This window comes from Fulvimonas soli, assembly GCF_003148905.1.
Classification (GTDB): domain Bacteria; phylum Pseudomonadota; class Gammaproteobacteria; order Xanthomonadales; family Rhodanobacteraceae; genus Fulvimonas; species Fulvimonas soli.
Window position 1 is genome coordinate 51,878 of record NZ_QGHC01000002.1, and the last position, 13,523, is coordinate 65,400.

The 13,523-nt window shown below is 71.9% G+C and carries 11 protein-coding genes; 6 read left to right on the forward strand and 5 right to left on the reverse strand.

Annotation, left to right across the window (positions count from 1 at the left end):
• The first annotated feature begins 15 nt into the window (after positions 1-15).
• The 4 genes from C7456_RS02355 (at position 16) to C7456_RS02370 (ending at position 4,510) form a co-directional block, all read left to right on the forward strand.
• Positions 16-324 carry an EF-hand domain-containing protein gene (locus C7456_RS02355; protein ID WP_109722163.1) on the forward strand — a complete coding sequence of 103 codons (309 nt, stop codon included), beginning with the start codon at positions 16-18 and terminating at the stop codon, positions 322-324.
• Positions 325-414: 90 nt separating this feature from the next.
• Entirely contained in the window at positions 415-2,277 is a 1,863-nt protein-coding gene (locus C7456_RS02360; protein WP_109722164.1) for a M1 family metallopeptidase, read from the forward strand.
• A gap of 64 nt (positions 2,278-2,341) precedes the next feature.
• Positions 2,342-3,514 carry a DUF6624 domain-containing protein gene (locus C7456_RS02365; RefSeq protein ID WP_109722165.1) on the forward strand — a complete coding sequence of 391 codons (1,173 nt, stop codon included), beginning with the start codon at positions 2,342-2,344 and terminating at the stop codon, positions 3,512-3,514.
• Between the two features lie 9 nt (positions 3,515-3,523).
• Entirely contained in the window at positions 3,524-4,510 is a 987-nt protein-coding gene (locus C7456_RS02370) for an alpha/beta fold hydrolase (protein WP_245889747.1), read from the forward strand.
• Positions 4,511-4,747: 237 nt separating this feature from the next.
• Here C7456_RS02370 and C7456_RS02375 read toward each other — a convergent pair whose 3' ends face one another.
• The 3 genes from C7456_RS02375 to C7456_RS02385 form a co-directional block, all read right to left on the reverse strand.
• The gene (locus C7456_RS02375) at positions 4,748-5,326 is read right to left on the reverse strand and encodes a methyltransferase family protein (protein ID WP_109722166.1); all 579 of its coding nucleotides are present in this window, start codon (positions 5,324-5,326) and stop codon (positions 4,748-4,750) included.
• Between the two features lie 120 nt (positions 5,327-5,446).
• A complete protein-coding gene (locus tag C7456_RS02380) occupies positions 5,447-6,217 on the reverse strand; it encodes a M48 family metallopeptidase (protein ID WP_109722167.1) in 771 nt (256 codons plus the stop codon).
• Between the two features lie 124 nt (positions 6,218-6,341).
• A complete protein-coding gene (locus C7456_RS02385; protein ID WP_109722168.1) occupies positions 6,342-7,259 on the reverse strand; it encodes a recombination-associated protein RdgC in 918 nt (305 codons plus the stop codon).
• Positions 7,260-7,768: 509 nt separating this feature from the next.
• Here C7456_RS02385 and C7456_RS02390 point away from each other — a divergent pair.
• The gene (locus C7456_RS02390; protein WP_109722169.1) at positions 7,769-10,807 is read left to right on the forward strand and encodes a TonB-dependent receptor; all 3,039 of its coding nucleotides are present in this window, start codon (positions 7,769-7,771) and stop codon (positions 10,805-10,807) included.
• 66 nt (positions 10,808-10,873) lie between these two features.
• Here C7456_RS02390 and C7456_RS02395 read toward each other — a convergent pair whose 3' ends face one another.
• On the reverse strand, positions 10,874-12,079 hold the full coding sequence (locus tag C7456_RS02395) for an amino acid aminotransferase (protein ID WP_109722170.1): 1,206 nt from the start codon (positions 12,077-12,079) through the stop codon (positions 10,874-10,876).
• A gap of 56 nt (positions 12,080-12,135) precedes the next feature.
• On the reverse strand, positions 12,136-13,005 hold the full coding sequence (gene ttcA / locus C7456_RS02400) for a tRNA 2-thiocytidine(32) synthetase TtcA (RefSeq protein WP_109722171.1): 870 nt from the start codon (positions 13,003-13,005) through the stop codon (positions 12,136-12,138).
• A gap of 99 nt (positions 13,006-13,104) precedes the next feature.
• On the opposite strand from ttcA, the gene C7456_RS02405 reads away from it, so the two are divergent.
• Positions 13,105-13,311, forward strand: coding sequence for a YdcH family protein (locus C7456_RS02405; RefSeq protein ID WP_109722172.1), 207 nt, complete (start codon positions 13,105-13,107; stop codon positions 13,309-13,311).
• Positions 13,312-13,523 lie beyond the last annotated feature (212 nt).

Consider the following 13,523-nt stretch of genomic DNA (forward strand, 5'->3'; position numbering starts at 1 on the left):
CGCCGGGAGAATGCCATGCGCCACCGCCGTATCGCCCTCATCGCCCTCGCCATCGCCGCCGCGGGCGCCGCCCAGGCGCAGACCGGCCTCAACCGGCTGGCCGGCACGCTGGACCGGATGCAGAAGAACTTCGACATCGCCGACAAGGACCGCGACGGCCTGCTCACCCGCGAGGAGGCGAAGAACGGGCCGACGCCCTTCATCTACCGGCACTTCGACGCCATCGACCGCGCGCACCGCGGCCAGGTGTCGAAGGACGACGTGGCGGCCTACCTCCATTCGCTGCAACGCCCGGCGCCCGCGGCCTCCTCCAGCGCGCGCTGAGCGCGGCCGCGCGGCGACGGCACCGCCGCGCACAGGCGGGCGCCGCGGCGGCGATGGCATACTCGCCGCTCCCGCTGATGGAGTTTCCCGATGCGCCTGTTCCACGTCCTCGCCCTCGGCGCCCTCGCGCTGCCGCTGGCCGCCTTCGCCGCCGATCCGCACTCCTACGCGCAGCCCGACCAGGTGCGCGTGACCCACCTGGACCTGGACCTGGCGATCGACTTCCCGCAGAAGCAGCTCACCGGCCGCGCCACGCTGACGCTGGACTGGGCCGACCCGAAGGCCGCCGCGCTGGTGCTGGACACCCGCGACCTGAAGATCGCGCGGGTGGAGGCGGTCGACGGCGACGGCCGCACCTCCGCGCTGAAATACGCGCTGGCGCCGCGCGACAAGGAGCTGGGCAGCAAGCTCACCATCCGCGCGCCGCAGCACCCGCGCGCGGTACGCATCACCTACGCCACCTCGCCCGCGGCCTCCGGCCTGCAGTGGCTCACGCCCGCGCAGACCGCGGGCAGGAAGCTGCCCTTCATGTTCTCGCAGTCCGAGTCCATCCACGCGCGCTCGTGGGTGCCGCTGCAGGACTCGCCGGCGGTCCGCTTCACCTACAGTGCGCACGTCACCGCGCCGAAGGACGTGCGCGTGGTGATGAGCGCGCTCAACGACGCCAGGCACCCGCTCGATGGCGACTTCCGCTTCGACCAGCCGCACCCGATCCCCTCCTACCTGCTCGCCATCGCCGCCGGCGACATCGCGGTGAAGGAGACCGGCCCGCGCTCGGCGGTGTACGCCGAGCCGCCCGTGGTGGACAAGGCCGCGCACGAGTTCGAGGACACCGAGAAGCTGATCGCCACCACCGAGTCGCTGTACGGCCCCTACGCCTGGGGCCGCTACGACCTGCTGGTGCTGCCGCCCTCGTTCCCGTTCGGCGGCATGGAGAACCCCAACATGACCTTCGCCACGCCGACCGTGCTGGTGGGCGACAAGAGCCTGGTCTCGCTGGTCTCGCACGAGCTGGCGCACTCCTGGTCGGGCAACCTGGTGACCAGCGCCGCGTGGCGCGACATCTGGCTCAACGAGGGCTTCACCACCTACGTGCAGGGCCGCATCACCGAGGCGGTGTACGGCAAGGCGCTGGCCGACGAGGAGGCGCTGCTGTCGGCGCGCGCGCTGCAGAAGTCGATCGGCAGGATGCCGGCCAACGCGCAGCGCCTGGCGCCCGAGCCGCGCGGCATCGGCGCCGACGACGCGCTGTCGGACGTGGCCTACGACAAGGGCTCCTGGTTCCTGCGCACGCTGGAGCAGCGCTTCGGCCGCGCCGACTTCGACGCCTGGCTGAAGGGCTACTTCCAGCGCCACGCCTTCACCAGCATCACCACCGAGCAGATGCTGGACGACCTCAGGCCCAACCTGATCGACAAGCATCCCGGCAAGATGAGCTGGGACGAGGTGCGCGCCTGGGTGTACCAGCCGGGCCTCCCGAAGGACGCCCCGCTGCCCGCCTCGCCGCGCTTCGACGCGATCGACAAGGAACGCGGCGCCTTCCTCGCCGGCACGCTGGCGGCCGACCAGCTCGACGCGAAGGGCTGGAACACGCAGGAATGGATGTACTTCCTCGACCGCCTGCCCGACGTCGCCCCGCTGGCGAAGATCCGCGAGCTGGACGCGGCCTGGCACCTCACCGGCACGCCCAACGCCGAGATCGGCATGCGCTGGTACAGCCACGCCATCGCCGCCGGCGACAAGGACGTGTGGCCGGCCGCCGCCGAGCACATGACCCGCATCGGCCGCATCTACCTCACCACGCCGGTGTACCGCGCCTTCGCCGCCACGCCCGAGGGCCTGGCCTACGCCGAGGCCGCCTACGCGCAGGCGAAGGACGGCTACCACCCGCTGACCCAGGCGGCGATCGAGGGCATCTTCGCCAAGGCCGGCAAGGCCAAGGCCTCGCCATGAGGCCACCGGGGGCCGCGTCCGGCGCGGCTCCCTCGCGCGCGTCGCTTCCAGGGAGGAAGAACACATGAAGCATCGGGTGTGTGCCGCGCTGCTGCTGCTCGCCTTCGCCGCGCCGGCGCCGCTGCCGGCCGGCGCGGCGCCGGTCGGGGCCAGCCGTGCGGCCGCGCCGCAGCCGGCGTTCCGCGACGCCCTGCTGCGACTCGCCCGCGAGGCGCACGACCCGCTGACGGCCGACGAGCCGGCCCGCTTCAAGGCGCTGCTCGCGCGGTACGGCTGGCCCACCGTCCCGGCGGCCGGGCGCGACGGCGTGGACGCGGCCGGGGAGCCGGCCCTGCGCAGCACGGCGGACGACCGCTTCCAGGGCGCGCTGGAGGAGGCCATGGCGGGCCGCATCGGCATCGACGTCGACGTGCGCGCCTTCGCCCGGCTCAACGACCGCATCGAGGTCGCGCATGGCCGGCCGCCGCAGTTCGGGGCGCTGCTGGCACTCAAGCATGGCAAGGTGGGGACCGAGCCGCCCGTCGTCGACGCGCAGGTCAACCCGTTCCGGGACGCGATCGGCCTGCCGCCGCTCGCCGAGGAACTGGCGCGGGTGCAGCGCAAGGTGGACGCGGGCCTGGCGTGGCGCAAGGCCTGGCCCACGCTCCGGTTGTCCACGCCCTTCCATCCGGTCCGGCTGCCCGCGCTGGCCGACGAGCTGCACGCGATGGCGGCGGCGGACCAGCAGGCCCGCAACGCCCTGATCCAGGCCGGAGGGAAAGAGGATTCGCCGGCCTGCAGACACGTACTCGACGTCGATGCGCACGACCTGCCGCGCCGGCGCGCGATCCTCGACCGCCACGGCTTTCCGGACGCCGCGCTGGTCGGCCGCGCCGGCGTGAAGGCTTTCTGGCTGCTGGTGCAGCATGCCGTCAACGACAAGCCGCTGATGTATCGCGCCGTCCGGCTGGGCCGGCCGCTGATGCTCAGGGGCGACCTGCCGCGCGGCGAGTACGCGCTGCTGGTCGACCGCACGCGCCTGATGCGGGGCAGGAAGCAGCTCTACGGCTCGCAGCTGGCCGGCGAGCCCGGCCGCATGACGGTGCAGCCGCTGGAAGACCCGGCGCACGTGGACCCGCGCCGCGCCGCGATGGGCCTTCTGCCACTGGCCGACTACCTCCGCATCACCAACGGTTACTACGCGAACAAGAACGCATCCTCCGGCCCGGCGCCGGCATCCTCGTCCCCGCATTCCTGAAACGCCGCCATGACCGACACCGCCGCCCCGTCCCGCCCGCTCTGGCAGCGCCTGCTGCTGCGCCGGCTGAAGTTCCTCGCCATCGTGGTCGCCCTGCTCGCGCTGCTGTTCGGCGGCTGCTACCTGTTCGCGCCGCAGTGGCTGCTGCGCGCGGACATGGCGCGGCAGGCGATGGCCGCGCACCTGGAGCGGCACAGCGTGCAGGCCGGCGACACGCGCTGGGTCTACTACGAGGGCGGCGAAGGGCCGACCCTGGTGCTGCTGCACGGCTTCGGCGCCGACCGCAACGTGTGGCTGCCGCTGGCCAAGGAACTGACGCCGCACTTCCACCTGGTGATCCCCGACCTGCCCGGCTGGGGCGAGTCCACGCGCGCGGACGGCGCCAGCTACGACCTCGACGCGCAGGCCGCGCGGCTGCAGGCCTTCGTGCAGGCGCTCGACCTCGGCCGCTTCGTGCTGGTGGGGCACTCGATGGGCGGCGGCATCGCCGGCGTGTACGCGGCCGGGCATCCCGAGCACGTGACGGGCCTGGCGCTGATCGATGCGTTCGGCCTGCAGATGCGCGAGAACGACTTCGCCCGCGAGGTGCTGGCCGGCAGGAACCCGTTCGTCTTCGACGACCGCGCCGGCCTGGAGCGCGTGCTCGCGCTCACCTTCGCCACGCCGCCGTCGATCCCCGGCCGCCTCGAGGACGTGCTGGTCAAGCGCAACCGCGACAACCGCGCCTTCCTCCAGCGCACCTTCGACGTGCTGCGCCAGCCGGCGCAGTACCTCGCGCTGCAGCGCCGGCTGGGCGAGCTGCGCATGCCGGTGCTGGGCCTGTGGTGCCACGACGACAAGGTGATCGACGTCTCCGCGCTGGACAGCCTGCGCGGCGGCCTCACCGCCGCCGCCTCGATCGACAGCGCGGTGCTGTACGGCTGCAACCACATGCCCAACGTGGAGAAGCCGGCCGACGTCGCGCGCATCCTCACCGGCTTCGCGCTGTCGCACTGAGCGCCCGTTCAAAACCTTCCGGGGAATGGCCGCGATGGGCTTGGCATCGGGGCCGTTGGCGGCCCTGGTCAGGCTGATCGCGGCCGGAGGCCGCTCCCGCAAGGCTTGCGAGGCTCCCCTGTGGGAGCGGCCTCCGGCCGCGAATCGCCCCGTCCATGCCGCGTCATCACGGACCGTCCATTCCTTTCCTTTTCCCTGACCCGCGCACGGTCGGCTCCGGCGCTCCGAGCCGCACGGCTACAGCACGCCGGGAACCAGCGCCTTCACCCGTCGCATGTAGTCGGCGTAGGCGGCGCCGAACTGCTCGCGCATCCAGCGCTCCTCCAGCCGGAGCTTGAACCAGAACGAGGCGGCGATGATCGCCACGGCCAGCAGGCCGCGCCACTCGCCGATCGCCAGGGCAGTGCCGAGGAAGGCCAGCAGCAGGCCGCTGTAGATCGGATGGCGCACCCAGCGGTAGGGGCCGCGCTCGACCAGCTCGTGATCGTGCTTGACCTGCACCACCGCGCTCCAGTTGCGGCCGAGCACGTGGCGCGCCCAGCAGGCGAAGGCGACGCCGGTCCAGGCGAGCGCCGCGCCGAGCAGGGCGATCCACGCCGCGGCCGGGTACATGCGCGCGTGCAGCACGCTGTCCCCGAACCAGGCCTCCGGCCCGAGCAGGCCGATGCCGACGGCCAGCGGCAGCAGGTACTTGAGCAGGCGGGAGAGCGGCGACTCGCTGCGGCTGGGGCGCTTGACCCGTTGCCAGCCCCACAGCCAGTACAGCGCGAAGACGATCCAGGCGGCCTCGATGATCGCGGCGATCGGCAGTTCCATCGGCTGTTCCGTGGCGGGCGCCGGCGCGCGGCGATGGCGGACAGGCTGGCGGGCGCGCCGGGGCGCGGCAAGTGACGGGTGTCAGCCGCTTTGCTTCGCGGCCTGCGGCCGCGAAACCCCTCAGTCGGCGACGTCGGCCACCAGCCGGTCCAGCTCCGCCTTCAGCATCGCGCCGTTGACGCGCAGCCAGTCGCGCTGTTCGCGCCAGTCGGGGAACAGCGCCTCCACCTGGGCCCAGAAGCGCGGCGCGTGGCTGCGCACCTTCAGGTGGCACAGCTCGTGGACCAGCACGTAGCGCAGCGCGGCGGGCGGCGCCAGCGCGAGCGCGAGGTCGAGGTTGATGCGGTCGCGCGTGTCCAGGCTGCCCCACAGGCTCTTCATCGGGCGGATCTTCAGCGCGGTGGGCGCCAGGCCCAGCTGCGGCACGTAGCCGGCCAGCCAGCGCGAGACGTCGCGGCGCACCTGCGCCTCCAGGTGCGAGGCGAGCAGGCCGCGCGCCACCGGCAGCGCGCGCGTGTGCGGGCGCGGGATCACCAGGGTGAGCCCGCCGTCGAACGGCTCGATGCGCGGGTACGGCCCCTCGGCCCAGTCCAGCAGCACCGTCTCGCCGCGCAGCGGGAACTCGGTGGCGTAGCCCACGCGCAGCGGCGGCAGCGGCCGTACGATCAGGTTGAGCTCGTCGAGCTTCTGCTCCAGCCAGTCGGCGTGGCTGCGCAGGAAGGCGCTGACCTGGGCCGGGTGGGTGCCGCTGGGATAGGTGACGCGCGCGCCCTTCGGGGTGACGGTGAGGCGCAGCCGGCGCGCGCGCGGATGGGCCGACTTCAGCACGCGGATGGTGCTGCCGCCCGCCGTCGCCAGTTCCAGCCAGTCGCCTTCCAGATGCTGCGCCATGTCACGCCCGAACGATCCAGGAACCCTGCCCGGTGATTCTGGCAGGGAATGTGGGGCGGGCGCGTGAGCTTCGCAAGCCGGGCCGGCGGCGGGACCTCCGGCCTCTCCATACGTATGCGTATGGTCAGCCGTCGACCGGCCGCGGCAGGCCGAACCACTCCTCCAGCTTGGCCAGCAGCCGCTCCAGCTCCAGGGTGAACAGGGCGAAGCGGGCGTCCGCCTCGGCGGCGGCGTCCTCGTGGCTGTCGCCCAGCTCCTCGGTGACCACGTCGAGGAACTTCAGCTTGCGCACCACCAGGTCCTCGCCCAGCACGAAGCTCATGCGGTCGTCGAACACCAGGCCCAGCTGGAACACCTGCTTGCCGTTGCGCAGGTGCTCCTTCACCTCCTCGGCGTCCAGGTCCTGGCGGCGGCACTTGGCGATGGCGCCGGCATTGCTGGCCGGGTCGCGCAGCTCGCACTCGTCGCCCAGCGCCAGGCCGCCGGGCAGCCTGCCGGTGGCGAGCCAGTCGGTCATCAGCACGCGCGGGCCCTCCTCCGGCGCCAGCGGCACCGCGGGGAAGCTGCCCAGCGCCTCGCGCAGCTGGGTCAGCGCGTTCTCGGCCGACTTGCGGCTGGCGGTGTCCAGCACCAGCCAGCCGTGCTTGCGGTCCACGTAGGCGGACAGCCGCGAGCTGCGCACGAAGGCGCGCGGCAGCAGCTCGTTGAGCAGGTCCTCCTTGAGCCGCTTGCGCTCGCGGCCGCCGACCTTGCGGCCCTCCTCCTCGGCGATCTTGCGCACCCGGCGCTGCAGCTCGTCGTTGACCACCGCGGCGGGCAGCAGCTTGTCCTCGCCGCCCACGCTGACCCAGGTGCAGGCGTTCACGCTGTGGATGAGCGCGGCTTCCTCGCCCCGGCCGACCGGCGGCACGAAGCCGCGGGTGGACAGCTCCAGCGGGCCGCACGGGCGCAGGCGGTGCCCGCCCAGCGCCTCCTCCAGGCGATCCAGGTCGGCGGCGACGGCGGGGGAGAAGCGGAACAGCGTGAGGTTGCGGAAGAACATGGGGCGGTCGGATTCCTCGGCAGGCCCGCGCGGCGGCAGGCGGCGCGGCCAAAGACGCCCATCATACCGGACGGACCCGGCCGCGCCGAAACGGCCATGCCGCCGCCCGCGCCGCCTGCCGCGCGCGCCGCCGGACGGGCGCGCGGAACCGCGATGCCGCCCGCGCATGTGCATATGCCAATACGTCATGTCGGACCCGTCCGGGGCCCGCCGGGCCGCGCCGTGGCGGGCGCGGCGCCTCGCGCCGCCGGGAAAAGCCATGCGCGACAGCTATGCGGACATCTATACATCTAGACGTCTTCTTGGCTATAACTGTCCCCGCATGCCGCGCCGCAGCAATCCGCGGCGGAAGCGGAAGGGCATGCCGTGCATCCGAGTTTTCCACGAAGCCTCACGCCACGGGGCGGGATTCGGCCCAGCCCCAGGCCGCCGCCGCGCGCCATCCGGCGTTTGCGGCCGCAGCAATAACAAGAGGCGTGCGGTACACCATGACGAGCCAGGGGAGTGCGATGAGAAAGACCACGAGATCCGGAACCGGCCTGGCGCTCGGCGCGCTGGCCTGCGCGATGGGGCTGGGGCTGGGCCAGGGCGCGCAGGCGCAGTCCACCACCGGCAGCATCTTCGGCCAGGTCGCCGCGGGCCGCGGCGACAGCGTGCTGATCAAGAGCAGCACCGGCGTCAGCCGCCAGGTGCCGCTGGACGAGCGCGGGCGCTACGCGGCGGGACAGCTGCCGGTGGGCAGCTACAAGGTGGTCCTGCAGCGCGGCGGGCAGGACGTGGAGACGCGCGACGACGTCACCGTGAAGGTGGGCGCCGGCACCGACGTCTCCTTCGCCGCGCCGGAGGCGCGGAACCTCGCCGGGATCAGCGTCAGCGCCAACGCGCTGCCCTCGATCGACGTCACCAGCGTGGACTCGCGCACGGTGGTCACCAGCGAGCAGCTGGCCCGGCTGCCGCTGGGCCGCAGCGCCGAGTCCATCGCCCTGCTCGCGCCGGGCGTGGCGAACAACACCGGCAACTTCAAGGGCCCCACCGGGCAGTCGCTGCTCAGCTTCGGCGGCTCGGCGGCCAGCGAGAACGCCTACTACATCAACGGCTTCAACACCACCGACCCGCTGCGCGGCTTCGGCGGCCTGTCGCTGCCCTACGGGGCGATCGAGCAGGAGGAGGTCTACACCGGCGGCTACAGCGCGCAGTACGGCCGCTCCGACGGCGGCGTGATCAACGTGGTGGGCAAGCGCGGCACCAACGAGTGGCACTTCGGCGCGCAGCTCCTGTGGGAGCCCGCGTTCGCCCGCGCCCGCCAGGACAACCGCTACTACGCCAACGGCCTGCCCGCCACGCCGGTGGCCGGCGCCCTGTATTCGCCCGACGGCAAGGACGGCTACTGGAGCGCCACCGCCAGCGCCTACGCCGGCGGCCCGCTGGTCAAGGACAAGCTGTTCTTCTTCGTTGCCGGCGAGTTCCAGAAGCAGGAGGGCGACAACGTCAACCCGGTCAGCGTGGCCAAGCCCGAGCAGGACTACACCTACAAGCTGCCGCGCTGGTACGCCAAGCTGGACTGGAACATCACCGACAACCACCTGCTGGAGCTGACCGGCGCCTCCGACAAGTACGAGACCTCGGGCACGGTGTACGACTACGACTACGCCGCCCGCGCGCGGGGCGCGCGGATCGGCCCCGACGACGACACCAAGAACGGCGGCGACCTGTGGACGGCCAAGTACACCGGCTACCTCACCGACGACCTCACGCTGAGCGCGCAGTACGGCAAGCTGAAGACGCGCGCCTACGACGCGCCGGGCGCCTACGACCCAAGCTACACGCAGGTCACCGGCCTCACCAGCGCCAACCCCGCCCTGGTGGGCGACGCCCGCAACCTGCAGCCGGTCGACAGCCTGTCCTCGGCCAAGCGCGGCAACCGCACCAGCAACTTCCGCGTGGACGTCAGCTACCGGCTGGGCGACCACACCCTGGGCGCGGGCATCGACAACCAGACCGCCAAGGCGATCGACCAGGGCTCGATCACCTCCGGCCCCGGCTATTCGTGGTCCTACGGCCAGAGCGACCCGGACACGCCGATCTCCACCGGCCTGGGCGTGCCGGCCACCGGCGGCTTCCCCAACGGCGCGGAAGGCTACTGGGTGTCAAGGAACGTCGCCAGCAGCCTGGCCACGGTGCGCTCCACCCAGCGCGCGCAGTACGTCGAGGACAAGTGGCAGCTCAACGACCGCTGGCTGCTCTCGCTGGGCCTGCGCAACGACCAGTTCGAGAACTACAACAGCGACGGCGATGCGTTCATCACCCAGCACAAGCCGCAGTGGGCGCCGCGCCTGGGCTTCTCGTGGGACGTGGACGGCGACTCCAGCTTCAAGGTCTACGGCAACGCCGGCCGCTACTACCTGGGCCTGCCGCTGAACCCCGCACTCAACGCCGCCGGCGCCTACGTCAGCACGCAGCAGTACTACACCTACGGCGGCATCAACCCCGACGGCACGCCCACCGGGCTCACGCAGATCTCCGGCCCGGTGTCGGCCAACAACGCCTACGGCGTCCTGCCCGACCCGAAGACGGTCAGCGCCCGGGGCATGAAGGCCGAGTACCAGGACGAGTTCATCCTCGGCTTCACCAAGACCGCCGGCCCGGCGTGGGTGTACGGCGCCAAGCTCACCCAGCGCATCCTGCGCAACGCGATCGACGACTACTGCGACTTCGACAAGGTGGCGGCCAAGGCAGCCGCGCTGGGCTACGACGTCACCCTGGACAGCAACCCGGTCAGCTGCTGGCTGTTCAACCCGGGCCGCGCCAACGCCTTCACCGTGGTGGACACCGCGGGCGCCTACCACACGGTGACGCTGAGCAACGCCGACTTCGGCTTCCAGCGGCTCAAGCGCCGCTACTACGCGCTGGAAGCCTTCCTGGAGCACCCGTTCGACGGCAGGTGGTACGGCCGGATCGACTACACCTTCTCGCGCAGCTACGGCAACACCGAGGGCCAGCTGCGCTCGGACCTGTACAGCCAGGCGCGCGACTCCGGGCAGACCGCGACCTCGACCAGCGAGGACTGGGACAACGCCCCGATCATGGTCAACACCAACGGCGTGCAGAACAACGACCACAAGCACCAGCTGAAGCTGTACGGCTACTACCAGCTCACGCCCGAGTGGCTGGTGTCGGCCAACCTGAGCCTGATCTCCGGCGCGCCCAGGCCCTGCCTCGGCTACTACGGCGAGGACCGCGAGGATCCGGCCGGCTACCAGAACAACTACCACTTCTGCTGGGGCGAGCCCTCGCCGCCGGGCAGCCACGGCCGCCTGCCCTGGTACCGCCAGCTGGACCTGGGCGCGAGCTACCGCCCGCTGTTCGCCGACGGCAGGCTGGCCTTCGCGCTCAACGTGTTCAACGTGACCAACAGCCACGCCGTGCTCGGCATCTTCCCGCAGCGCGAGCTGGCCGGCGGCCCGAACGTGGAGAACCCGCTGTACGGCACGCCGACCGTGCAGCAGGCGCCGCGCTACGTGCGGCTGAGCGCGAGCTACGACTACTGAACCTGTCGCTCCCGCAAAACAAGGGCGGCCGCAGGGCCGCCCTTTTTCGTTTGCGTCATGCCGCCGTCAGCCCTTGCTCACCGCCGCGACGGCCCCGGCCACGTAGTCGATGTTGGCCTCGTTGAGCGCGGCCACGCAGATGCGCCCGGTGGAGAGCGCGTAGATGGCGTATTCCTCGCGCAGGCGCTCGACCTGCGCCCTGGACAGGCCCGAGTAGGAGAACATGCCCGCCTGCCGGGTGAAGAAGCCGTACTGCGGCGCGCCGCGCGCGGCCAGCTTGTCCACCAGCGCGGCGCGCATGGCGTGGATGCGCCCGCGCATCTGGCCCAGCTCGCCTTCCCAGCGCGCGCGCAGCTCGTCGCTCTCCAGCACGCCGGCGACCAGCAGCGCGCCGTGCGCGGCGGGGCTGGAATAGTTGGCGCGGATGGTCGCCTTGATGCGCGAGCGCAGCCGCGCCGCCTCCTCGCGGTCGGCGCCGACGAAGGACAGCGCGCCCACCCGCTCGCCGTACAGCGAGAACGACTTGGAATACGAGTTGGCCACCACGAAGGCGTCCACGCCGGCCTCGCCGAGCAGGCGGATCGCCAGCGCGTCGCGCTCGGTGCCGCGGTCGAAGCCCTGGTAGGCGATGTCCACGAACGGCAGCAGGTGGCGTTCCTTCAGCAGCGCCACCACCTGGTGCCACTGCGTGGCGTCCAGGTCCACGCCGGTGGGGTTGTGGCAGCAGGCGTGCAGCAGCACCACCGTGCCCGGCTGCAGCCGGCCCAGGTCCTCCAGCAGGCCGGCGTGGTCCACGCCCTTGCTCGCCGGGTCGTAGTAGCGGTATTCGAGCAGCTCGAAGCCGGCGGTGCGGAACACCACGTGGTGGTTGCCCCAGCTCGGGCTGCTGATCGCCACCTTCGCGCCGGGGCCGAGGATCTGCCGGAGCAGGTCCGCGCCCACGCGCAGCGCGCCGCTGCCGCCGATGGTCTGCGCGGTGGCCACGCGGCCGGCGGCCAGCAGCGGCGAGTCGGCGCCGAACAGCAGCTTCTGGGTGGCGCGGTCGTAGGCCGGCAGGCCGTCGATCGGCAGGTAGCCGCGCGGCCTGGGGTCGCGCGCCAGCGCCTGCTCCACCTCGCGCACGCACTCCAGCAGCGGCACCCGGCCCGCCTCGTCCACGTAGATGCCCACGCCGAGGTTCACCTTGTTCGGGCGGGGATCGGCCAGGTACTGCTCGGTGAGGCCGAGGATCGGATCGCCCGGGGCCATTTCGACATGCGCAAACAGGGACACGGTCAGGCTCGCTCGCTTGGGTTGAAAAGTATGGAAGTATAGACGTCCGGACGCGCTCACGTCCCGTCGCCATGCGGCGCGCCGGCCAGCCAGCCGTGCGCGTCGGCGCGCGCCGCGCCCGCGCGCGCGCCCAGCGCGGCGAAGTCGAACAGGCGGCGGTCGGCCAGCTGCGAGGGCGCCACGTTGCCCAGCGCGCGGAACATCGTCTCGCTGCGGCCGGGGTGCTGGCGCTCCCACTCGTCCAGCATCCGGCGCACCGCCTTGCGCTGCAGGTCCTCCTGCGAGCCGCACAGGTTGCACGGGATGATCGGGAACTGCCTGAGCCGCGCGTACTCGGCGATGTCGCTTTCCCTGCAGTAGGCCAGCGGGCGGATCACCACGTGGCGGCCGTCGTCCGAGCGCAGCTTGGGCGGCATCGCCTTCAGGCTGGCCTGGTGGAACAGGTTGAGGAAGAAGGTGGCGAGGATGTCGTCGCGGTGGTGGCCCAGCGCGATCTTGGTCACGCCGTTGGCCGCCGCCCAGGTGTACAGCGCGCCGCGGCGCAGCCGCGAGCACAGGCTGCACATGGTCTTGCCCTGCGGGATCACCCGCGTCACCGTGCTGTAGGTGTCCTGCTCGATGATGTGGAACGGCACGCCGCGCGCGGCGAGGTATTCCGGCAGCACGTGCGCGGGAAAGCCCGGCTGCTTCTGGTCCAGGTTCACCGCGACCAGCTCGAAGCGCACCGGCGCGCTGGCCTTGAGCGAGAGCAGGACGTCCAGCAGGGTGTAGGAGTCCTTGCCGCCGGACAGGCAGACCATCACCTTGTCGCCTTCCTCGATCATCTGGAAGTCGGCGATCGCCTGGCCCACCTGGTGGCGCAGGCGCTTGGCCAGCTTGCCGGCCTCGTAGGTCTGCTTGCGGGAGGGTTCGGGCTGCGCGGACATGGGCGGGGAAAGGCGTGCGGGACGCGCATTGTAGCCCGCCGCCGCCGGCGCGGCCCGGGCGCGCTAGACTTGGGGTTCGCCACGCTGTAGCCACCGCCCATGCAGCTTCAGAATCCCGCCGAGATCGCCCGCCACCTGGCCGAGCTGCGCCAGGAGCACCGCGATCTGGACACCGCCATCGCGCAGCTGGCGTCCTCGTTCGGCTACGACGAGCTGCAGCTCACCCGCCTGAAGAAGCGCAAGCTGCTGCTGAAGGACGCCATCGCGCGGCTGGAGAGCAAGCTGATCCCGGACCTGGACGCCTAGCCGCCGCGGGCCGTGGCGTGGCGCGCACGTGGCGGCGGCGTGGCCTGGCGGATCCTTCCCTCATCGCCACCCGTTACGGGAACGGCATCGATGGGCGCGGCATCCACTTCTCCTACACCGTCGTTCCCGCGCAAGCGGGAATCCAGGTGGCTCTTGCGCGCGACGGACGATGGATGCCCGCTTGCGCGGGAACGACGCCATCGAAAAGCCGG

What these genes read in the sequence shown, in the direction of transcription:
- C7456_RS02355 (WP_109722163.1), top strand. Translation starts at nt 16, where the DNA reads ATGCGCCACCGCCGTATCGCCCTCATCGCCCTCGCCATCGCCGCCGCG.
- C7456_RS02360 (WP_109722164.1), top strand. Translation starts at nt 415, where the DNA reads ATGCGCCTGTTCCACGTCCTCGCCCTCGGCGCCCTCGCGCTGCCGCTG.
- C7456_RS02365 (WP_109722165.1), top strand. Translation starts at nt 2,342, where the DNA reads ATGAAGCATCGGGTGTGTGCCGCGCTGCTGCTGCTCGCCTTCGCCGCG.
- C7456_RS02370 (WP_245889747.1), top strand. Translation starts at nt 3,524, where the DNA reads ATGACCGACACCGCCGCCCCGTCCCGCCCGCTCTGGCAGCGCCTGCTG.
- C7456_RS02375 (WP_109722166.1), bottom strand. Translation starts at nt 5,326, where the DNA reads ATGGAACTGCCGATCGCCGCGATCATCGAGGCCGCCTGGATCGTCTTC.
- C7456_RS02380 (WP_109722167.1), bottom strand. Translation starts at nt 6,217, where the DNA reads ATGGCGCAGCATCTGGAAGGCGACTGGCTGGAACTGGCGACGGCGGGC.
- C7456_RS02385 (WP_109722168.1), bottom strand. Translation starts at nt 7,259, where the DNA reads ATGTTCTTCCGCAACCTCACGCTGTTCCGCTTCTCCCCCGCCGTCGCC.
- C7456_RS02390 (WP_109722169.1), top strand. Translation starts at nt 7,769, where the DNA reads ATGAGAAAGACCACGAGATCCGGAACCGGCCTGGCGCTCGGCGCGCTG.
- ttcA (WP_109722171.1), bottom strand. Translation starts at nt 13,005, where the DNA reads ATGTCCGCGCAGCCCGAACCCTCCCGCAAGCAGACCTACGAGGCCGGC.
- C7456_RS02405 (WP_109722172.1), top strand. Translation starts at nt 13,105, where the DNA reads ATGCAGCTTCAGAATCCCGCCGAGATCGCCCGCCACCTGGCCGAGCTG.